13 protein-coding genes and 1 pseudogene are annotated in these 21,373 nt (G+C 72.4%); 4 read left to right on the top strand and 10 right to left on the bottom strand.

The window, feature by feature from the left end:
* The first annotated feature begins 123 nt into the window (after nucleotides 1-123).
* Nucleotides 124-750: a TetR/AcrR family transcriptional regulator gene (locus tag AV521_RS16900; RefSeq protein WP_076089217.1), complete on the top strand. Its 627-nt coding sequence runs from the start codon at nucleotides 124-126 to the stop codon at nucleotides 748-750.
* Between the two features lie 357 nt (nucleotides 751-1,107).
* On the opposite strand, the gene galE is transcribed toward AV521_RS16900, so the two are convergent.
* The 3 genes from galE to AV521_RS16885 form a co-directional block, all read right to left on the bottom strand.
* Nucleotides 1,108-2,088: a UDP-glucose 4-epimerase GalE gene (gene galE, locus AV521_RS16895; RefSeq protein ID WP_076089136.1), complete on the bottom strand. Its 981-nt coding sequence runs from the start codon at nucleotides 2,086-2,088 to the stop codon at nucleotides 1,108-1,110.
* Nucleotides 2,089-2,144: 56 nt separating this feature from the next.
* The gene (locus AV521_RS16890; RefSeq protein ID WP_079249273.1) at nucleotides 2,145-3,842 is read right to left on the bottom strand and encodes a glycosyltransferase family A protein; all 1,698 of its coding nucleotides are present in this window, start codon (nucleotides 3,840-3,842) and stop codon (nucleotides 2,145-2,147) included.
* 67 nt (nucleotides 3,843-3,909) lie between these two features.
* Nucleotides 3,910-5,178: a glycosyltransferase family 87 protein gene (locus tag AV521_RS16885; RefSeq protein WP_076089133.1), complete on the bottom strand. Its 1,269-nt coding sequence runs from the start codon at nucleotides 5,176-5,178 to the stop codon at nucleotides 3,910-3,912.
* A gap of 133 nt (nucleotides 5,179-5,311) precedes the next feature.
* Between AV521_RS16885 and AV521_RS16880 the strand changes: the two genes are divergently transcribed.
* Nucleotides 5,312-7,024, top strand: a complete 1,713-nt coding sequence (locus AV521_RS16880; RefSeq protein WP_305965170.1) for a glycosyltransferase family 39 protein — start codon at nucleotides 5,312-5,314, stop codon at nucleotides 7,022-7,024.
* Here AV521_RS16880 and AV521_RS16875 read toward each other — a convergent pair.
* A complete protein-coding gene (locus tag AV521_RS16875) occupies nucleotides 6,978-7,472 on the bottom strand; it encodes a MarR family winged helix-turn-helix transcriptional regulator (RefSeq protein ID WP_076089129.1) in 495 nt (164 codons plus the stop codon). The two genes, AV521_RS16880 and AV521_RS16875, sit on opposite strands and share 47 nt — an antisense overlap.
* A gap of 118 nt (nucleotides 7,473-7,590) precedes the next feature.
* On the opposite strand from AV521_RS16875, the gene AV521_RS16870 reads away from it, so the two are divergent.
* Nucleotides 7,591-8,004 carry an organic hydroperoxide resistance protein gene (locus AV521_RS16870; RefSeq protein ID WP_076089127.1) on the top strand — a complete coding sequence of 138 codons (414 nt, stop codon included), beginning with the start codon at nucleotides 7,591-7,593 and terminating at the stop codon, nucleotides 8,002-8,004.
* Nucleotides 8,005-8,101: 97 nt separating this feature from the next.
* Here AV521_RS16870 and AV521_RS16865 read toward each other — a convergent pair.
* The 6 genes and pseudogenes from AV521_RS16865 to AV521_RS16840 all read right to left on the bottom strand — a co-directional run.
* Nucleotides 8,102-8,478, bottom strand: a pseudogene (locus tag AV521_RS16865) (CDP-glycerol glycerophosphotransferase family protein); the annotation flags it as partial.
* A gap of 254 nt (nucleotides 8,479-8,732) precedes the next feature.
* The gene (locus AV521_RS16860) at nucleotides 8,733-10,970 is read right to left on the bottom strand and encodes a bifunctional glycosyltransferase/CDP-glycerol:glycerophosphate glycerophosphotransferase (protein ID WP_076089125.1); all 2,238 of its coding nucleotides are present in this window, start codon (nucleotides 10,968-10,970) and stop codon (nucleotides 8,733-8,735) included.
* A gap of 186 nt (nucleotides 10,971-11,156) precedes the next feature.
* On the bottom strand, nucleotides 11,157-12,065 hold the full coding sequence (locus tag AV521_RS16855; RefSeq protein ID WP_076089123.1) for a carbohydrate ABC transporter permease: 909 nt from the start codon (nucleotides 12,063-12,065) through the stop codon (nucleotides 11,157-11,159).
* Between the two features lie 186 nt (nucleotides 12,066-12,251).
* Nucleotides 12,252-13,595 carry a carbohydrate ABC transporter permease gene (locus AV521_RS16850; RefSeq protein WP_079249271.1) on the bottom strand — a complete coding sequence of 448 codons (1,344 nt, stop codon included), beginning with the start codon at nucleotides 13,593-13,595 and terminating at the stop codon, nucleotides 12,252-12,254.
* Nucleotides 13,596-13,602: 7 nt separating this feature from the next.
* Entirely contained in the window at nucleotides 13,603-14,988 is a 1,386-nt protein-coding gene (locus tag AV521_RS16845) for an ABC transporter substrate-binding protein (protein WP_076089119.1), read from the bottom strand.
* Between the two features lie 299 nt (nucleotides 14,989-15,287).
* Complete coding sequence (locus AV521_RS16840) at nucleotides 15,288-19,115, bottom strand: FHA domain-containing protein (protein ID WP_076089117.1); 3,828 nt, start codon at nucleotides 19,113-19,115, stop codon at nucleotides 15,288-15,290.
* Between the two features lie 426 nt (nucleotides 19,116-19,541).
* Between AV521_RS16840 and AV521_RS16835 the strand changes: the two genes are divergently transcribed.
* Nucleotides 19,542-21,218: a serine/threonine-protein kinase gene (locus AV521_RS16835; RefSeq protein WP_076089115.1), complete on the top strand. Its 1,677-nt coding sequence runs from the start codon at nucleotides 19,542-19,544 to the stop codon at nucleotides 21,216-21,218.
* Nucleotides 21,219-21,373 lie beyond the last annotated feature (155 nt).

The raw sequence follows: 21,373 nt of genomic DNA, 5'->3' as shown, positions 1-21,373 counted from the left end.
TTTCCTTACGCTTCTCTTCACGTTCTCTTACGTCGGAACGGGACCGTATCGTCGCCACGTGAGCGTAGAACCAATCGACGTCGGAACGCAACCGTATCGTCGTCACGGCCTATGCTGTGCGTCATGACGACGAACGCCGACGAGCCGCGGACTTCCCAGCGCCGCCGGACCCCCGCGGGGGCCGCCGTACTCCGGGAGGATGTGACCGAAGCCATTCGGGGTGCGGTCTTCGAGGAACTCGCGGCGGTCGGCTACGCCCGGATGTCCATCGAGGGCATTGCGCGGCGGGCGGGTGTCGGCAAGACGGCGGTGTACCGGCGCTGGCGCTCCAAGTTGCACCTCGTCCTGGATGTCGTCTCGGCGATGGCGGTCTTGGGCCTTCCGGTCCCTGACACGGGCTCCCTGGAAGGCGACCTGCGCCTGCTCTACGAGGTCACGTCCCGCGCCCTGCGCCACCCGGTCGCCTCGCAGATCATCCCCGACCTGCAGGCGGAGGCGGCCCGCAACCCCGACATCGCCGACGCCTTCCAGAAGGCCCTGCGGGACGGTCAGGAGGGCGTGGCCAGCAAGATCGTGGCGGCGGCGGAGGCGCGGGGGGAGGTGCGAGCGGGTGTGGATCCCGACCTCGCGCTCGACCTGATCTCGGGTCCCCTGTACTGGCGCGCGGTCGTGATCCGCTCCCCGAAGCTGCCCAAGGGGTACCTGGAGAACCTGGCCAGGGCCACGGCGGGGGCGCTCAAGGCGCTGTGAGGGCCGCGCGGTGCTGTGGCAGGGCGGGCGCGTGTCGCTTGCGGGCGCTCGCCGAGCACCACTGCGCCCACCCGTGCCGCCCTGGTGGTGCTGGAGTTGCCCAAGGGGTGCGGGGGACTGTGCGATCAGCCACGGATGACCGGCAGACGAGCCTCTTGAGAGGCCCGTCCATCGGTGCGGCCTAGGAGCGGGCCGCCTCCGGGGTGCCGAGCTCCGTTGTGCCCACCCGTGCCGCCGCGGTGGTGCTGCTGGGGCGATGGTGCTGGGGTTGCCCAAGGGGTGTGGGGGACTGTGTGTTCAGTCACGGATGGCCTGTGGACGGGCCTCTGCCAGAGGCCCGTCCATCGGTGCGGCCCCTTACGAGCGGGCCGCCTCCGGGTGGCGGTGGAGCCAGCCCTCCCAGGCCGAGGTGATCATGTCCTGGACGTCGTACTTGGCCTGCCAGCCCAGCTCGGTGGCGATGCGGTCGGCCGAGGCGACGACGCGCGCGGGGTCGCCGGGGCGGCGCGGGGTGACGGCCGGCGGGCGGTCGTAGCCGGTGACCGCGTTGATGCGGTCGATCATCTCGCGCACGGAGACGCCCTCGCCCCGGCCGATGTTGAGAGTCAGGTCGGTGCCGGGGGAGGAGGCCAGCGCGCGGGCGACGGCGACATGGGCCTCGGCCAGGTCGACCACGTGGATGTAGTCGCGCACACAGGTGCCGTCCGGCGTCGCGTAGTCGTCGCCGAAGATGCGCGGCGCCGCGCCCTCGGTGAGCTTCTCGAAGACCATCGGGATCAGGTTGAACACGCCCGTGTCGGCCAGTTCCGGGCTCGCCGCGCCGGCCACGTTGAAGTAGCGCAGCGACGCGGTCGACAGGCCGGTCGCCTTGCCCGTCGCCCGGACCAGCCACTCGCCGGCCAGCTTCGTCTCGCCGTAAGGGGACATCGGTTCGCAGGGGGTCTCCTCCGTCACCAGGTCGACGTCCGGCATGCCGTAGACCGCCGCCGAGGAGGAGAAGAGGAAGGACGGGACCTCCGCCTGCGTCACCGCGTCCAGGAGGGTGCGCAGACCCTCCACGTTCTCCCGGTAGTAGTGCAGCGGGCGCTCCACCGACTCGCCCACCTGCTTCTTCGCCGCCAGGTGCACGACCCCGCTGATCTCGTGCTCGGCGAGCGTGCGGGCCACCAGGTCGGCGTCCAGGACCGAGCCCCGCACCAGCGGGACCTGTGCCGGTACGCGTTCGGCGACGCCCGTGGACAGGTCGTCGTAGACGACCGTGCGCTCTCCCGCCTCGGTCATCGCCCGTACGACGTGTGCCCCGATGTATCCGGCACCGCCGGTGATCAGCCAGGTCATTGTGCGGCCCGTCTCCTCGTCAGTCGGTCCCCGTGTGTCAGTGAAGCGGGGCTCTCTCAGTGCAGCAGTCGGCGCAGCCGGCTGCGTGCCACCTGTACCACCCCGCGCACGCCGCTCGCCACGCGCACGGCGAGTGCGCCGGAGTGCGTGGCATAGGGCTGTACCAGGAGCACGCCGTGCCGGACGCTCGGGACGGCGCGCCTGCTGAGCCGGCCGGCGCCCGTCAGGGCGTGCGCCGTGACGTCCCGCTGCGTCTTGTCCGCAAAGCGTACGGTCAGCAGCAGGTCCCAGGTGCCCGCGCCGAGCGCGTCCAGGTCGACGGCCAGGTCGGCCGACCAGCTGACCGGGTCCGTCTCCGGGCCGGAGGGCGTGAGCGGGACCGTCGTGCGCCCGCGTGTGCGCTCATCGTCCCGGGACTGCCACTTCACGTCCACCTCGCGCGGTTCCGCCTCCGCCACCCTGCCGTACATCTCGTGCAGCCGCAGGAGCAGACGCGAGGCACGCGCGCGTGGCTGCAGTTCTGCCTCGAAGGCGAGCGGGAGCTTGGCGATCGGGCGGGTCAGGAGCGGCGTGAGGGTGACCTGGGGGAGGTCCTCGGACCAGACGGGGAGGCCGTCGGGGGTGCGGGCGTAGGGCGGCAGGAGGCGCGCCGAGCGCGCGGCCAGTTCACGCATGCGGGGCAGGTCGCGGGGCTCGGGCGACTCCAGGACGACCCGCGCGAGCAGCCGGCCCGGGGCGCTCGGATTCAGCTCCCAGTCGGCGGCGTCATAGTGCGCGAGGTACTCCTGGGTGTGCGCCCACCACGCGCGCTGATAGTGCGCGTCGCGCAACCCCAGCTCGCGCGTGTACATCCGCACCTCGTGATCGAGGAACTTGGCCCGCACCGCCCGCGCCAGCTCCTTCTGCCCGGCGCTCAGCAGAATGTCGTACGCCAGCGTGCACGCCTCGACGCGCGCCTTCCAGTTGTCGATGCGGTCCCGGTCCAGCGAGAGCGACAACTGCTCGGCGGACCGGCGCACATGCCACAGATACACGCGGTCCGGTACGAGTGCCATGCGCGGACCGGCGGCCAGCACACGCGCGGTGAAGACGATGTCCTCGTAGAGGAAGCGGCCGTCGGGGAAGCGGATACCGTGTTCGCGCAGGAAGTCGGTGCGGTACAGCTTGTTGACGCACAGCGTGTCGTGGACCAGGCGCGGGTGCTCGGAGGGGCGCGCGAGGACCGTGTGTGCCGTGTAGAGGGGCTCCTGCCAGGGCTGTTCACGCCCCGAGGGCAGCTCGCGGCGCACGCACAGCCCGCTCGCGACCTCGGCGTGCGCCCCCGTGGCCGCCGCCAGCAGCGCGTCCACGGCACCGGGCGGCAGCACGTCGTCGCTGTCCAGGAACATCACGTACGGCGTCGTCAGCGTGTCGATCCCGGTGTTGCGAGGGCTGCCGCAGCCGCCGCTGTTCACTTCCCGGCGCACCACCCGCAGCCGGGGCTCGTCTTCTGCCAGCCGGTCCAGCAGCTCGGCGCTGCCGTCCGTGGAGCAGTCGTCCACGGCGACGACCTCGGCGACCGCCTGCCCCTGGGCCAGCGCCGAACGCACGGCGTCGCCCACATGGGCGCGGTCGTTGTAGCCGATGACGACGACACCGACCTGCGCCGCGCGCGGCGGCTCGGCGGTGCCCGCCGGATCGGAGGTCGATTCGGCGGTGCCTGCTGTATGGGGTGTGCCGGGTGTGTCGGGTGTGTCGGACGGGTCTGGTCGCATCGGGTCCACGGGCCGGGAGCGTAGAAATACTCGATAATACGTTGGTAAGAGTATTCCTCATGCGTTGTTAAGAGAGGCTCAGCGCCTGATCCAGAAGACGGTCAGAACCGGGTCGGGGTTCCGTCGCCGGCACGGTCTCTCCATCCGGCCGTGTCGCTCGCCACAACCGGACGAACGACAGCACGGCCGCGGCAGCCAGGATCCCGTTGCGCGCCAGCATCAGCAGGCAGCCCGTCCAAGTGCCGTCGATCACATCGCCGTAGCGCAGCGGGAACTCCAGCGTGGTCAGCGCGGTCGTCGCCAGGACCAGCGCCGCGACCGGCCGCTGGCTGGTGTGCCGCGAGGTCACGCACACGGCGGCCAGACCGACCAGCCAGATCATGTACTGCGGGCTGATCACCCGGCTGGTGACCGTGAACAGCAGCACCGCGCACAGCGCCGCGTCGAACGGCGTGGCCTCGCTCCAGCGCCGCGCCCGCACCCGCCACAGCACCAGCAGCGCGAAGGAGACGGCCGTCAGCACCAGGCAGGCGGTGGCGACGGCGCGCACATGCGGGCCGACCAGTTCGACGGCGCCGTACTGGAAGCGCGGCTCGCCCGACCATCCGGCGTGCCGCGCCAGGCTCAGCGCCGTACCGCCGAGTGACTCGATCTGTACCCCGCGTCCGCCCTGCTCCCGCAGAAAGGACAGCGGATGCTCGAACGACACGGCGAAGAAGGCGAGCGTGGCGAACCCGGCGCCGGCCGCCCACCCCCACGCCCCGCGCGTCGCCCGCCCCCGGGGTGTGCCCAGCAGCACCAGCGCCGGCCACACCTTCACCATCGCGCCCAGCGCCGCGAGCACCCCGCCCGCGCGCGGCGAGCGGCGGAGCGCCAGCAGGGAGAGCACGGCCAGGGCGGTGACCTGGATGTCGTAGCGGGCGAGCGGGATGTGCAGCAGCAGCGGCAGACCGGCCGTCCACAGGGCCGCGCCGAGCAGGCTGCGCCCGGGCCGCCTGCCCACGCGCACCAGGGCCGCCGTCACCAGCGCGTCGGTGGCCAGCGTGAGCACCACGAACGCCCGGAAGTACGTCAGCCACGGCAGCAGGCCCGGCGTCAGCAGCACCGCGCCCGCGCCCGGCGGGTACTGCCACAGGGTGTCGTGCGTCGGGAAGGAACCGTGTACGAGGATGTCGTACCAGGAGGCGTACAGCCGTGACACCTCACCCGCCACCGAACCGCCGCCGAGCAGCGCGGGGCTGTCGTGGAGGAGCAGCCACAGCATCAGGCCACGCGTGGTGAGCCAGAGAGCTGCGAGGGCGGGGACCGGACCGGAGGTGACACGGAGACGGTTCATCGCATGGGAGCCTAAGCGGCGCGGATGCGGTCTCGATTTCGATACGCCGCAATAGCCGTTAAAAGATTGGTTAATCGTAAAAGAACGGGCCGTGGTGAACGTCGGGTTTCCTCCGAAACCGCAGTCGCGCAGGGTGGTCGCAACGGCAGGCGTCGTACCGGCCGGTGGGGCGACGCATGTGCCGGAGGGGCGACGGGCCCGGATACGGCGCCGGGTCGCCGTGGGTGTGCCCGCCCTGGTGATGCTCGCGGTCGGGCTCTGGGGGCTCGACCGGGACGGGATGTGGCGGGACGAGGCCGTCAGCTTCCAGGTCGGGCGGCGTACGGTGCCGCAGATCTGGCGGCTGCTGCACGACGTGGACGCCGTGCACGGTCTGTACTACCTGCTCATGCACGCCGTCCTCGCCGTGCACCCCGGCGAGGTCGTGCTGCGGCTGCCGTCGGTGTGCGCGGCGGCGGTGACGGCGGGGCTGGTGGCGGCGCTCGGCACCCGGCTGGCCCGGCCGCGCGTCGGGCTGTGGGCCGGGCTGCTCTACGCCGGTGCGCCGATGGCCGGCCACTATGCGCAGGAGGGCCGCTCGTACGCCCTGGTCGCGGCCGGGGCCACGGGTGCGACGCTGCTGTTCGTACGGGCCGTGCAGGGGGGTTCCCGGCGGGACTGGTGGGCGTACGGCGCGGTCCTCGGCCTCACCTGCTGGCTGCACGAGTTCGCGGTGCTGCTGCTGTGCGCCCATGCGGGCTCGCTGGCGCTGGCCCGGGTGGGGGCGCCGGTGCGGCGGCGCTGGGGGTGTGCGGCGGGCGGGGTCGTGGTCTCGCTGCTGCCGATGGTGTTCGTGTCGCGGGGGCAGGCGGCGCAGGTGGCGTGGCTGCGGAGGCCTACCGCGGATACGGCGGAAGGGCTGGTGCGGGGGTTTCTCGGGCCTGCGGGTGGGGTGTACGAGGTGTCTCTGGCGCTGGCCTTGGTGGGGCTGGCGGGGTTGGTGGGGCGGCGGGGGGAAGTCACCCTTGCAGGGGTGGCGTTGCCGTTGACGGTGGTCCCCCCTGCGGTGCTGATGCTGGTGTCCCAGGTCTCGCCGCTGTATGTCGACCGGTATGTGCTGTACGCGTTGAGCGGGGCGCCGTTGATGGTGGCGGCGGGTGCCGAGCGGGTGGCGGGGGCACTGGTGTGGATGCGGCTCGGTGGTCGCCGTGTGCGCGCCATGCCGGAAGGGCACCCCCAGTCGCACCTCCTCCCACAGCCCCCTCTCGTCACCCTCACCGGTGTTCTCGCCGTCGTGCTCGGCTTTCTGCATCAGCTGCCGCTTCTCCGGGCCGATCGGGACCCCGGGACCCGGGCCGATGATCTGGGGGCCGTTTCGCGAGTGGTGGGGCGGGAGCTGGGGGGTGGGGACGCGGTGGTGTTTCTGCCGGACCATGTGCGGAATGTGGCCCTCGCCTATCCGCGGGCGTTCCGCGGGGTGCGGGATGTGGTCCTGGTGGCGGGGCCGGCCGAGTCGGGGACCCTGTACGGGCGCGAGGCCGGGCCGCGTGAGGTACGGCGGCGGCTGGGGCGGCTGGACCGGGTGTGGGCCGTGGCGGACCAGGATCTGCTCGCCGGGCACCGGACCCCGCGCAGTCCCGTCGACCGCGCCGAACTCGCCGTGCTGAAAAGGGATTTCACCGGGCAGGAGCCGATCCTTCGGGACGGGACGGCCGTACGGCTGTACGTCCGCAACCCACTCCCCGCCGGTCCACTCCCCGCCGGTCCGCTCGCAGTCGGTCCCCCGCCCGCGCGTCCCGCGCCCGCGTCGGCCGGCCCGCTCAGCGCCCCGCTTCCGCCACCGCCGCCGCGTCCAGTGCCGTCGTGAGCTGGTCGAGGCGTTCACGCAGGCCGGCGATCTCCTCCAGGTCGAAGCCGGTCGCGCCCATGATGCGGCGCGGGACCTGAAGGGCCCGCTCGCGCAGCGCGGCGCCCTCCTCGGTGAGCCGGACCCGCACCGAGCGCTCGTCCTGCGCGCTGCGCTCCCGGCGCACCAGGCCGGCCCCCTCCAGCCGCTTGACCAGCGGAGACAACGTGCCGGAGTCGAGTCGCAGATGCTCGCCGAGCGCCTTGACGGGCAGCTCGTCCTGTTCCCAGAGCACCAGCATCACCAGGTACTGCGGGTAGGTGAGCCCGAGGTCCTTGAGGATCACGCGGTAGACGCCGTTGAACGCGCGGGACGCGGCGTGCAGCGAGAAGCAGATCTGGCGGTCCAGGCGGAGCCAGTCGGCGTCGGCGGAGGGCGAGGGCGAGGGCGAGGAGGGCAAGGCGGTCATGGGTCCAGGGTAGCTCTTGTGGTCCATTTAGTTGTGCACAACTTAATTGTGTGCTCTACTTGTACTCGCAAGCTCGCAACGGACACCGCATCGAGAACATCGAGAAGGACGGGTCACCATGGACGCGCTCTACACCGCAGTCGCCACCGCCACCCACGGCCGGGACGGCCGCGCCGTCTCCTCCGACGGCAAGATCGACCTGAAGCTGGCTCCGCCGGTGGAGCTTGGCGGCAACGGCGAGGGCACCAACCCCGAGCAGCTCTTCGCCGCCGGATACGCCGCCTGCTTCGGCAGTGCCCTCGGCCTCGTCGGCCGGCAGGCGAAGGTGGATGTCAGCGACGCGGCGGTGACCGCCGAGGTCGGCATCGGCAAGCAGGGCGAGGGCTTCGGGCTGAAGGTGACGCTGCGCGTCGAGCTGCCCGACAACCTGGACCAGGAGACCGGCCGCAAGCTGGTCGAGACCGCCCACCAGGTCTGCCCCTACTCCAACGCCACCCGCGGCAACATCGACGTCGACCTGGTCGTCGAGTAACCGACCGAGGGACTCACCCGGGTGCCGGTCCCCTTCGGCAGGGACCGGCACCCGCGCGTTTCCGTCCGCCCCACGCCGACGTCAGCGCGTCCCGCTCGGCCGCCTGCGCCGGGATCCGTACCGCGCCCGGCTCCGGCATCGGCTCGCCCAGCAGCGTCCGTACGACCCGCTCGGCGGCCCGGCCGTCGTCGAACTCGCGGAACCGCTCCCGGAACGCGGCCGCGGAGCCGTCGCCTCCGCGCCCGCGTACGAGCCGTCCCGGAAGACGGCCGCCAGCTCCTGAGGGGCGCGCGCCACCGGGCCGGGCGGCTCGGCCACCAGGTCGAAGTAGACGCCCCGCGTCTCCCGGTAGATGTCCCAGTCGTCGGCGTACACGACGATCGGCCGATCCAGGTCGGCGTAGTCGGACATGATCGACGAGCAGTCGGTGACCAGCGCGTCGGCGGCCAGGCACACGTCCCCCGAAGCGCGGTGCCGCAGATCGCCGAAGGGCTGGCCGGGAACCGAGTCCCGTGTCAGGGACAGCCGGGCGGCCATCCCCTGGGAGGGGACGCTGAAGCGGGCCGTTCTGTACTTTCTTTCGTCTTGCGCACCCGGCCGGGCACCCGGCCGGGCACGCGGCCGGGCACGCGGCCGGGCCGTCCCGCCGGACGCCAGGTGGACGGCCGGCTCGGGGTGGGCCGCGTCGAGCCGAGGCGCAGGGGGACTTCCGGAGAGATCAACGGTGTTCATCCCCTCTCGGTGACGGGGAAGGAACCGGAAGGTCGCGGCACGGTGGCCAGCGGGGAGCGTGCGCAGGCCGACGGCGCCGGGGTGCGCTCCGCGAGCGGCACGACCGACGGCAGACCGTGCTCGCCGAGCACCACATGCCGTACGACCCGCTCGGCGGCGCGTCCGTCGTCGTACGGGCAGAACCGCTCGCGGAACGCCGCCCGCAGCTGCGCCGAGCGCGAGCCGCGCCAGTGGCCGGTCGCGAAGATGTCGATCAGCTCGTCCTCGGTGCGCGCGACCGCGCCCGGCGGGAAGGCACGCAGGTCGAAGTAGGTTCCGCGGGCCGCCCGGTAGGCCTGCCAGTCGCCGGTGTGCACCACGATCGGCCGGTCCAGGCCGACGTAGTCGAACATGAGCGACGAGTAGTCGGTGAGGAGGGCGTCCGAGGCCAGACAGAGGGATTCCACGCTCGGATGGCCGCCCACGTCGATGACCCGGGTGCCCGTGCCGAGCGGGCCGCCGTGCACCGGGTGGGGGCGGGCCAGGATCACGAAGCGCGGGCCGAGACGGCGCGCGATCCGGTCCAGGTCCAGCAGCGGGAGCTGGGTGCGCTGATGGTCGCGGAAGGTCGGCGCGTACAGGATCACGACCGCGCCCTCGGGAATGCCCAGCAACCCGCGCAGCCGGGCCACGTCCGCCGAACTCGCCTGCTGGAAGACGTCGTTGCGCGGGGCGCCGTACTCCAGCGTCGTGTAGCGGCCCGGGAAGACCCGCTCCCAGGTCAGGGTCGAGTGCCGGTTGCCGGACAGGACGAGGTCCCACTGATCGACCCCGCGCAGCAGCTCCGCGAAGTCGGTGCCGCAGGCCGCCGCCGGGTGTTCCTGCAGGTCAAGGCCCATGTGCTTGAGCGGGGTGCCCTGCCGGGTCTGGATCACGATCTGCTCGCGCCGCTTGCGCAGCCGCCGGTCCAGGACGTCGTCGGTGACCAGGTACTTGGAGCGGGCCAGCGCCGTCCAGTAGGCGGCGGTGCCGGGCCGCAGCCGGCGCGGGCCGGGCGGGACCGTGTGCTGGTGCTCGGGCCGGGCGATCCACGCGGTCCGCACATGCGGGGCATGGGTGCGGAACGCCTCCTCCAGGGCGCCCGGATCGCCGCCGTGACCGCGGCCCGCACCGGCGCTGAACACCGCCCGGTCGGCGCGGACGGGGAGCCGCAGCTGGATCCGGTAGTGCAGCCGCAGCGCGCCGGTGCGCACGGCGCGGGCCAGCTTCACCACCGCCTTCAGCGTGCGCCGGGCAACGGCCGAGGCCAGCTGCAGCGCCCGGAAGGTGCGGTGCAGGCCGAAGCGGACCAGGATGTTCCGTCGCCGCATCCGGGTTCCCGGGACGCGGTAGCGGCGGTAGTGGGCGCGCGCCCGGCGCAGGAACTCACCGTGGCTCCCGCGCGGCAGCCGGCTCCCGTTCGTGAACACCGTCGCACAGTGGTCGACCATGGCGCGGAACAACTCCGGCCGCCATCGCGCCAGTTCGGGGTACTGCTCGACATACGCGAACACCCGGTCGTACTGCTCGAACAGATCGAAGTGCTGAGGGCTGGTGCTGCCGAGGATGCTGCCCTGCCGGCGCTGCCGGTAGCGCACGCACACCCGGTCCAGGGTGGCGATCGACCCCGCCGTCATCAGCACCGGGAAGGTCCAGGGGGTGTCCTCGTAGTAGCCCGGCGGGAAGGCGAAGCCGTGCTCCTCGACGAACTCCCGCCGGTAGGCCTTGTTCCACGCGACCATCAGCACCCTGAGCAGCCCCGGCCGGTCCTCCAGGCGGAACGGCGCCGGGCCCTGCTCGGTCAGCTGGGCCGCGAGATGGTCGCGCACCTCCCGGCCGTCCCAGTAGGCGCGCGCGTAGTCGTACATCAGGACGTCCGGCTCGCCGGACTCCTTGATCCGGTCGGCGATCGCGTGCAGCGCGTCCGGGGCGAGCGTGTCGTCGCTGTCCAGGAAGACCAGATAGTCGCCGCTCGCCTCGGCCATCCCCGCGTTCCTGGCCCGGCCGAGCCCCTGGTTCGTGGCCCGGTGCACGGCCCGCACGCGCGCGTCACGGGCCGCGTACTCGTCGATGATCGCGCCGCAGGCATCCGGGGAGCAGTCGTCCACGGCGATCAGTTCCAGATCGGGATACGACTGCCCGAGTACCGAGTCCAGGCACTCGGAGAGATACGCCTGGACCTTGTACGCGGGGACAATGACACTGAACCTGGGCAAGGGGCATCCATGGGTCGTCGGTCGGCGCGGGGACTTTGACCGGGAACGGCCGATGGAGTGAATTGGTTACGGTCCCTTACGGCATGTGGGGGACACCGGGGGAACGCGAAAGGGCGGGCCATGTGCGGCCCGCCCCCGGAAGAGCGCCGAAAGAGCGCTGGAAGAGCGCGGCTGTGTGACGGACGGCTATTTGACCGCGCCCGCCATCACCCCGGACACGAACTGCCGCTGGAACGCGAAGAACACGGCCAGCGGGATCACCATGGAGATGAACGCGCCGGGCGCCAGCACGTCGATGTTGTTGCCGAACTGCCGTACCTGTGTCTGCAGCGCGACCGTGATCGGCTGGGTGCCCGACTTGGTGAACACCAGCGCGACCAGCATGTCGTTCCACACCCACAGGAACTGGAAGATGCCGAGGCTCGCGATCGCCGGCCCGCCGAGCGGCATCACCACCCGTGCGAACAGCCGCAGTTCACCGGCGCCGTCGAGCCGGGCCGCCTCCAGCAGCTCGCGCGGGATCTCCGCGAAGAAGTTCCGCAGCAGGAACACCGCGAACGGCAGCCCGAAGCCGGTGTGGAACAGGATAACCCCGAGGATCGTCCCGAACAGGCCGATCTTGCCGAACAGTTCGGCGATCGGGATCAGCGCCACCTGCACCGGCACCACCAGCAGACTCACCACGCCCAGGAACCACCAGTCCCGGCCCGGGAACTCCATCCACGCGAACGCGTAGCCCGCGAGCGAGCCGACCACGACGACCAGCACCGTCGCCGGGACCGTGATCAGCACGGTGTTCCAGAGGGAATGGGTGATGTCGCCGTTCTCGAGAAGCTTCTGATAGCTGTCGAAAGTCAGTTGGGACGGCTTGGTGAACACCTTCCACCAGCCGCTCGCGCTCATGTCCTCCGGCGAGCGCAGCGAGGAGATGAGCAGACCGACCGTCGGCACCAGCCAGAACAGGCCCACGACGATCAGGAACACCCGGACCAGACCGCCGCTCAGCCTCTCGGCGATCCTCGCACCGAGCGACTGCCGCGCCTTCACCGCCTGGACGGGGCCGACTTCCGTGACGTTCCCGGCGGCCGCCGTCATCGCCGCACCTCCCGCCTGAGCCGGCGAACGTTGTTGTTTTCGTCCGGGGGGTAACTCCCGGCCCTCCAGCCGATGCGTGGGCGTCGTGCCGTCATCGCTTGCCCTCCCGCTTCAGCCGGCGAACGTTGTTGTTTTCGTCCGGGGGGTAACTCCCGGCCCTCCAGCCGATGCGTGGGCGTCGTGCCGTCATCGCCTGACCTCCCGCCTCAGCCGGCGGACGTTGAACAGCACCACGGGGATCACCAGCACCAGCAACAGCACCGCGATCGCGCTCGCGACGCCTGGCTGGCCCTCCGCGAAGCCCTTGCGGTACAGCTCCAGCGCGAGCACGTTCGCGTCGGCCTGGGAGGAGCCCGGCGCGATGATGTAGACGAGGTCGAACACCTTCAGCACGTTGATCATCAGCGTGACGGTGACCACCGCGAGGACCGGCGCGAGCAGCGGCACGGTGACCTTGCGGAACACCTGCCACTCGTTCGCGCCGTCCACCCGCGCCGCCTCCAGCAGTTCCCGGGGCACACTCGCGAGCCCGGCCGCGATCAGTACCATCGCGAAACCTGCCCACATCCATACATACGCCCCGATGACCGCCGGGGTGACCAGCGAAGGGCCGAGCCACTCGACACCGTTGTACGGCGCCCTGAAGTTGCTCGCGGGAAGCCGCAGTCGTGCCCCGTCGGCGGACGCGGGCAGCGTGAAGGTGCCGTCGTCGGCCGCCTTGGTGGCGGCGACCACCTTGCCGTCCTTCACCGCCTCGATCCGCATCCCGGCATAGCCCAGCTCGGACGGATCGGGCACGCCGAGCCGCCCCACGCCCTTGCCGCGCGTGAAGTCCTGCCAGGTGGTGCCGGTGATCTTCCCGGGCTCCGGCTCGGCCGCCACGGCCTTCTTCGCGCTGCCCGGCATCTGATCGGGGGCGACGCCGACGAGGGGAAGGGTGACGGTCCGGCCGGCGTGCACGGTGGCCCTGGTGATGAAGCCGCCGTTCTGCGCGACGAGGGGCGACTCGCGGCCCGGGTGGGCCTTCGGGAACGCCGACGACTGCGCGAAGGTGTCGTGGACACCCACCCACACCGCGTTCGCGACGCCCCTGTGCGGATCCTGGTCGTACACCAGCCGGAAGATGATCCCGGCCGCCAGCATCGAGATCGCCATCGGCATGAAGACGACCAGCTTGAACGCCGTTCCCCACCGCACCCGTTCGGTCAGCACCGCGAAGATCAGACCGAGCGCGGTGGAGACCATGGGCGCGAACACCACCCAGATGACGTTGTTCTTCAGGGCGGTGCGGATCCCGTCGTCCGTGAAGAGGGTCTTGTAGTTGTCGACGCCGGCGAAACCGTCGCCGGAGGCGTTGTAGAAGCTGCGGATGAGCGAGTACCCGATCGGGTAGACCACGAGCGCGCCGAGCAGCACCAGGGCGGGCAGCAGGAACAGTGCTGCCACGGTCTTCCGGGTGCCGGTCACGCTCCTGCGACTGCGGGGTGCGGCCGGGCCCGGTGGGGTCCCGGCCGCCGCTGCCGACGCCATCGCCGGATCAGCTCCCGCTTCCGTACGCGGCCGCCGCGTCCTTCTCCAGCTTCGCCTGCGCGCCCGCCACATCCGCCGGGTTCTTCAGGAAGTCCTGAAGGTCCTTCCACTCGCCCTTGCCCGGGGTGCCGCCGAAGGCCTGCGGGGCCTGGTCGGACATGTCGAAGCGGAAGTCGTCACCGGACGCGATCAGCGCCTTGGCGATCTTCTGCTGCACCGCGTTCGGGTATGCCGAGATCGGCACGTTCTTGTTCGGCGAGAGATAGCCGCCGAGCTTCGCCTGGATCGTCGCCGCGTCCGGGGAGGCGAGGAAGGTGGCCAGAGCCTGCGCGGCCTTGGAGTCCTTCAGGATCACCGCCGCGTCACCGCCGGAGACCACGGGCGCGGTGGAGCCGACCGCCGGGAACGGGAACACCTTCGCGTCCGTGCCCACCTTCGCCTTGGTCTCGGCGATGTTGACCTGCACGAAGTCGCCCTCGTAGACCATCGCGGCCTTCGGCTGGTCGCCACCGGTGAAGGTCTGGGTGACCGAGGCCGGGAACTCGGTCTGCAGCGCGCCGTCCTGACCGCCCGCCAGAAAGTCCTTCTTGCCCCAGATCTGGGCGAGCGTCGTGAGCGCCTGCTTGACCGAGGGATCCGTCCACTTGATCTTGTGCTGGGTGAGCTGGTCGTACTTCTCGGGCCCCGCCTGGGACAGATACACGTTCTCGAACCAGTCCGTCAGCGGCCAGCCGTCCGCGCCCGGCACCGAGAACGGCGTGACCCCGGAGTCGTACACCGCCTGCGCCGCCGTCAGCAGGTCCTTCCAGGTCTTCGGCTCCTGGGCGCCCGCGTTCGCGAAGACCTTGGCGTTGTACCAGATCAGCGACTTGTTGGCGGCCTTGTAGTAGACGCCGTACTGCTTGCCGTCGACCTTGCCGATGTCCTGCCAGCCCTGCGAGTAGTTCTGCTGCAGCTCCTTCAGGGCGTCCGGGCCGAGCGGCTTGGCCCACTTCTGCCGCACGGCCTGCTTGATGGCGCCGGGCTGCGGCAGCATCGCCACGTCCGGCGGCTGACCGCCCGCGATCTTCGAACCGAGGAAGTTGATGATCGGGTCCTGGGCGGGCACGAAAGTGACCGTCGCGCCGGTGCGCTTCTCGAACTCGGCGAGGACTTTCTTGAAGTTGTCCTGCTCGGCGCCGGTCCATACGGCGGCCACCTCCAGATGGGCGCCGTTCAGCTTCGGCAGGGTGACGGTGGAGCCGGCCGGGGTCTGCCCCCCGCTGCTCTTCTCCTTGTCGCCGCTTTTGTCGCCGCTGCTGGAGCAGGCGCTGAGCGCGAGGGCTCCGGCCAGCAGTGCGGCGAGTGTGGTGACGGCCCTGTATGTCCGGATGGTGCTGCTCTTGCTGCGCATCACTTCCCCGTTCGTCGTTCTCCGCTGAACGTAGTGGTACGTCGTGGTACATCGTGGTACATCGTCGTACCAAGTGGTACTTCGTGGCGCGTCGCGGTACGGCGTCGAACGTCAAGACGACGGTCCCGTGCGGTCCGGTGTACGCGGGCCGCTCGGGGCGGGCAAGAGCGCCTGCGGTGTCAACCCGCTCATCGTGACCGGCTCGTGACCGGGGGTGTACGGGGCAGATCCGGGCCGATCCGGAAGGATTCGGGCCGGAGGAGGGGCGAGGCAGGGGGAGGGGGCGGCACCTGAGCCGGTCAGAGGAGGGACGGCACGCGCGCCGCCGACACCTCCCGGGCCGCCCGCTCCACCGCGCTCGCCAACAGGGCCAGGTCGGTGGGGCCGTTGCCCAGCTCCCGCACGGGCCGGCGGGCCGGCGGGTCGCCCATCCGCTGCCAGTCCAGCGGGACGACCGTGGGCCGCTGGGTCGCCGTACGCGGGATACGGCCCGTCACTCGGCCGCCCTGGAAACCGACGGCCCGCCCGTCGGCGTACGCCAACAGCCCACGCCCCGGCGCCGCTTCCTCCGGCCCCTGCTGGGGCGCGTCGAGCACGACCCGCAGGGCCGCCCGCCGCGCGGGCTCGGTCTCCGCCGTACGGCCACCGGTGGCGGCCGCCGCCACCAGATGCACCCCGAGCCGCTCGCCGTCCCGGGCCACCGCCTCCAGCGCACGCATCACCGACCCGGCGGCGGGCCGGCCCGGCGAGCCGAGCGAGGGCGAGACCAGCGCGTCCAGATCGTCGACGACGACCACGAGCCGCGCCAACGGCGGCGCCGCCTCGGCCTGTTGCCGCCCCGCTGCCCCCGGCCGCAGCCGCAGGGTGGAGCTGGGCGGCGTCTCTATGTCACCGGAGGCGGACGTACGCTGCGCGACCATACGGCCCGACACCGCACGCCCCGCGTGCCACTGGGCGAAGTCCGTCCGGCCCAGCAGCTCCGCCCGTCGCTTCAGCTCGGTGGTCAGCGACTGGGCGAACTCCCGCATGCGCACCGGGTCGTTGGCGACCAGATGCGTGGTGACATGCGGTATGTCGGTGCACACCCGCAGGCCCTCGCCGCGCGCCGCGCCCGTCCCGATGCCGTCCCGGCCGTCGACCAGCACCACACCCAGCCGGTCCGGCCGCTCGGCCGCGGCCAGCGAGGCCACCACGGCCCGCAGCAGCTCCGTACGACCGCTGCCGGCCGGTCCCTCGATCAGCAGATGCGGGCCGTCGGCCACCAGGTCGGCGACGAGCGGCCCGCGCGGTCCGGCGCCGAGCACCGCCCGTGCCCGCCCGCCCAGGGACTCCGTGTCATCGGCCGCGTCCGCCCAGCGCGCCATCAGCGACGCCGGGGTGGCCCGGGCCAGCCCCAGCTCGTCCAGCAGCCGCGCCGACTGCGGCAACGGCGTGGCCACGCGCGTGTCCCGCTCGCCGACCGGGCCGTCCGGCCGCAGCGGCGCCAACGCCCGCGCGAACCGCTCCGCCCAGGCGGGGGAGACGGCGTCCACGGCGGCGAGCGTGCCCGGTCCCACGGGCCCGCCGGGCGCCACCCGCATCAGATGCAGCGCGGTCGCCACATCACCGCTGAGCAGCGCCACGGCACCGCAGTGGCGGAACGTCGGCGCCACCGCGCACGCGGCCTCGTACGTCAGCGCCACGGGTGAGGCGGCCGAGGCCGGCTCCGTCTCGGCAAGACACACGACATGAATCCCGGCCCGAGGCCCGGCCACGGCAAGCCGAGCGACCGCGTCCCGCAGGGCACCACCACCGGGATCCCCGTCCACGACGACGACGGTGTAGGGCCCGGCGAATCCGGTGTTCCCGGCGACCTCACCGTCGCCCTTGGCCCAGGAGGGGCGGCGTGTGGAGGGGGCGGCGGTTGCCGTCAGGTGGGGCGTGGTGTGTGTGCCGGACGCGTGCGGTGGTGCGGAGCTGCCGGGGGCTGGTGCCCGAGGCGGTACGCCGGGCGTGCCCGGGGTGTGCGCGAGCGCGGAGTTGCCGTAGCCACTGGGGCCGGTGACTGGTGCCTGGGCCGGTGTGCCGGGAGTCCTGGGGTGGCCCGGCGTGGGTGTCCGGGGCGGTGTGCCGGGGGTGCCGGGGGTGTGTCCGGGCCCGGGGTCGGCAGAGCCGGCGTGGTTGCCCGGGCGGCCGGTGACTGGTGCCTGGGCCGGTGTGGCGGGAGTGCCCGAGAGCTGGGCGGGAGTGCCGGGGTGGCCGGAAACGCGCTCCTGGGCGGGTGTGCCCGGGGCGGCGGGGCTGGATCCGTGGGCGCCGGTGGCCGCCAAGCCCGGAGCGGGCGCACCGAGAGCCTCGGGCGTGCCCGAGGGGGAGCTCTGGGCAGCGGCAGCCGCGCGGGAGCCGTGCGTGGCGGTGCTGGACGGCTCGCTGTGTGCGGGGGTGGCGGGGCGGGCCGCGCTTCTGCCGGCCGCCGCGTGGTCGTCCACCCGGCGCAGCAGTTCCTCTGTGCGGGCGGCCGCCTGTTCGCGGTCGTAGGCCAGCAGCAGCCGGCAGTCCTGGCCATGGCCCGGCCGGACGTGCGGGAGCCAGCCCAGCCAGGCCCACTCGGCCGTGCGCTCGGCCACGGGACGCGAGCGGTCGGCGCTGATCAGCACGATCTCCAGCTGGTCGGGGGAGTGCAGCGCGGCCAGCTGGGCGAGCACGGTGCGGGCCAGCCCGGACAGCCGGGGGCGTGGACCGGCCAGGCCCAGCGCGCCCGCCTCGCGCAGCGCCGCCGTCACGGGTACCGCGGGCAGCAGCCCGGAGCCGTCCGGCGCGCTCCGGTCGGCCGTACCGAGCCGCACGGTCAGCGTCTCCGCATGGCCGGGTCCGCGCTCCCACAGCCGGGGCCCTGGCCCGAGCGCCGTCAGCAGCAGGGCTGCGGGATCCGGCCAGGTCTCGGGTTGCTGCGGCGCGACGACCACCGGGGCGGCGTGGGCGACGGGCCCGGTCCCGTCGTACGCCTCGGGCACGTCGGGCTGCTCCCCGCGACCACCGGCCAGCCGCCGAGCCCACGCACCGAGCCCCCGCCGCCGCGCACCCTGCGGGACATCGGTGCCTCTGACGGGGGTGCCTTTACGGCTGCCTTGTGCGTGCGGATCCTCGCCGGTTTCCGGGTCACCGTCGGCAGGCGGCACGTGTGCCGCCGCACCGGCGTACGGATCTCCGCCCACAGGAGTCGATCCGCCGACACCGAAACGCCCGGCATGTGTGTCCCCACCGCTACGGTTCTCGATCGTGGGCGCCCCGCCCTGCCCCGGCACCACGCCCGGCTCCGAACGCCGATGTTCCAGCCCCCCGCCCCCGGAAGCCCCCCACCCGGCGGAGTCATACCCATGCTGGGCCGCCCCCATGGAAGCCCCGTCCGCACCACCCGGCACCCCGCCCCCACGAGCACCCCCCGCACCCGAAGACGACGCTTCCGCCCCCGACACCCCGCCCGGAACAACCCGGACGCATCCCTCCCCGTCGGAGACAACCCGCGTCCCCGGCCCCCCGGCCGAAGCAACCCGGAGCGCGGACTCCCCGATCCGCAACAAGCCCCCGGCAGGGAACCGCACCGGCCGCTCCCCCACGCGCCCCCCGTCCAGCACCGTCCCGTTCGTCGAGCCGAGGTCGGCGACCGAGACGCGCCCGTCCGCGCCGACGGTGACCGCGCAGTGCAATCGGGACACATCGGGGTCGTCCAGCGGTACGTCCGCCTCGCTCGAACGGCCCACGGTGATCCGCCCGCCGTGCAGCAGATGGACCCCGCCCGCGTCCGGGCCCGCCACGACATGGAGCTGGGTCGGCGCGTCGTCCAGCTCGGGATGCGGCTCGGCGGCCGCCGGGGCGCCCAGGGACAGCACGGCGCCGTCGATCAGCGGAGGCTCGCCGAGGGTGTGCCGGCGGGGATCGAGGCGTTCGGCGCCCGCGTACAGCACCACGGATGCCGCACCGGTGTCGCGGCCCGCGCCGCCCTCCCCGGTGACCGCCCCGGTCAGAGCCGACGCGACCGCGCCGAGGTCCGTGCCGGTGGGCGCCGTGACCAGCACGTCGCGGCTCGCGGCGCGGCCCCGCTGCGTGGACGGGCCCAGCGGGTCTACGACGGTCAGCCGGATCTGCATCGGCGTCAGCGGTCCCTTCTGCGCGGGTCTGCGCGGGACGGACTTCCCCCCACCCCACACGAGCACGTCGGCCAGTACTGGAAGGCATCCTCGCACCTGCCACTGACAACGCGCCCGGGACCCGGTGACAAGTGATCTTGATTGGTCGGCTCTGCCCCCAAAAGTGCCTGACGGATGGCGCACGGGCGATCACTTGAGATCGGTCACGTCCGGCTCCGGCAACCGGCGGACCGGCTCGTGCGTCTTCCCGTCGAACCCTTCATCCCCTTCGTTACGGCCTGGACAAGTCGAATCACGCCGCAGTCTTCGAACATCTCGAACGGGCTCGGTAACGCTTGCGTAGTGCCTTGAAAGGCGGCACTACAGTGGGGCGGAGCACCGGAATGCAGGCAAGCAAGCAACAGCAAGCAGCAGGGAGCGCGTGACGTGCGGCCAGTCGGCAGCAAGTACCTGCTTGAGGAGCCGCTCGGACGCGGCGCCACAGGCACCGTCTGGCGTGCCCGCCAGCGCGAGACCGCGGGCGCCGAGGCGGCCGTACCCGGGCAGCCCGGTGAGACGGTCGCGATCAAGGTCCTCAAGGAGGAGCTGGCGAGCGACCCGGACATCGTGATGCGCTTCCTGCGCGAACGTTCCGTCCTGCTCCGCCTGACCCACCCGAACATCGTCCGGGTCCGCGACCTGGTCGTCGAGGGCGATCTGCTGGCGCTGGTCATGGACCTCGTCGACGGCCCCGACCTGCACCGCTACCTGCGTGAGAGCGGCCCCTTCACGCCGGTGGCCGCCGCGCTGATGACCGCACAGGTCGCCGACGCGCTCGCCGCGAGCCATGCCGACGGCGTCGTCCACCGCGACCTGAAGCCCGCCAACGTGCTGCTGGCGCAGAACGACGGCCAGATGCACCCGATGCTGACCGACTTCGGCATCGCCCGCCTCGCCGACTCCCCGGGCCTGACCCGCACCCAGGAGTTCGTCGGCACGCCCGCGTACGTGGCACCGGAGTCCGCCGAGGGCCGCCCGCAGACCTCCGCCGTGGACATCTACGGCGCCGGCATCCTGCTGTACGAGCTGGTCACCGGCCGCCCGCCGTTCTCGGGCAGCACGGCCCTGGAGGTCCTGCACCAGCACCTGAGCGCCGAGCCGCGCCGCCCCTCCACCGTCCCGGACCCGCTGTGGACGGTCATAGAACGCTGCCTGCGCAAGAACCCGGAGGAACGGCCGAGCGCCGAGAACCTCGCGCGCGGCCTGCGGGTCGTCTCCGAGGGCATCGGTGTGCACGCGAACGCCGCGCAGATCGCCGCCGCCGAGGGCATCGGCGCGCTGCTCGCCCCCGACCCGGCCCCGACCGCCGTCCCGGGTGTGCCCGGTGCCGCCGACCCCACCCAGGTGCTGCCGACGAACGCGCCGCAGGGGTCGTACGACCCGAACGCCGCGACCAGTTTCCTGCCGCACACCGGCGGCCCCGGCGCCGCCGACCCCACCGCCGTACTGCCGAACACGGGCGCGGCGGACCCGACGGCGGTGCTGCCGAACACCGGTCCGCAGGGGCAGCAGCCCGAGCAGCCGCACCCCTGGCAGACCCAGCTGCGCGCCGCACGCGACCGCAATGAGCAGACGCAGGTCCAGCAGTTCCTGTCCCCGGACGACGATCCGCTGCGCCACCGGCCGCAGCGGCAGGTCGCCCGGCCCGGCCAGCAGCCGCGCCAGGCCCCGCAGGGCCGCCCCCGGCAGCCGCAGCCGCGCGGCGGGCAGCAGGGATACCAGCAGGGGTACGGCTATGCGCCGCAGCAGCCCCAGCAGTACGCCCCGCAGCAGCCGCAGCGGTACGCGCCGCCCGCCCCGGAGCCGCAGCGGCCCGCCCGGGAGCCCCGCGCGCCGCGGCAGCGCAGCGCCAACCCCATGAAGATCCCGGGGCTCGGCTGCCTGAAGGGCTGTCTGTTCACGATCGTCATCCTGGTCGTGGCGAGCTGGCTGATCTGGGAGCTGACCCCGCTGCACACCTGGGTCGGCCAGGGCCGGAGCTACTGGCACGAGGTGACCCACTGGGTCAACCAGACGAGCAAGTGGATCAAGGATCTGGGCGGCTCCTCGGGCAGCGGCAACTGAACGGCCACCGAACGGCGCGTACTCGCGGTAACTGACCGCGAGTTTGCGGATTTGTCGACATCTGGCGGGTGATTTCCGCCGCTGCGGTGAAGGTTGGCTCGTCGGACGCGTAGTTTTATTCGGCACCACGCGACAACGCGCGTCTGTAGGAGCAG

The sequence above is a fragment of the Streptomyces sp. IMTB 2501 genome (genome assembly GCF_001953885.1).
Lineage (GTDB): Bacteria > Actinomycetota > Actinomycetes > Streptomycetales > Streptomycetaceae > Streptomyces.
The sequence above is the reverse complement of the archived record's forward strand: the minus strand, read 5'-3'. Positions and strand labels throughout refer to the sequence as shown.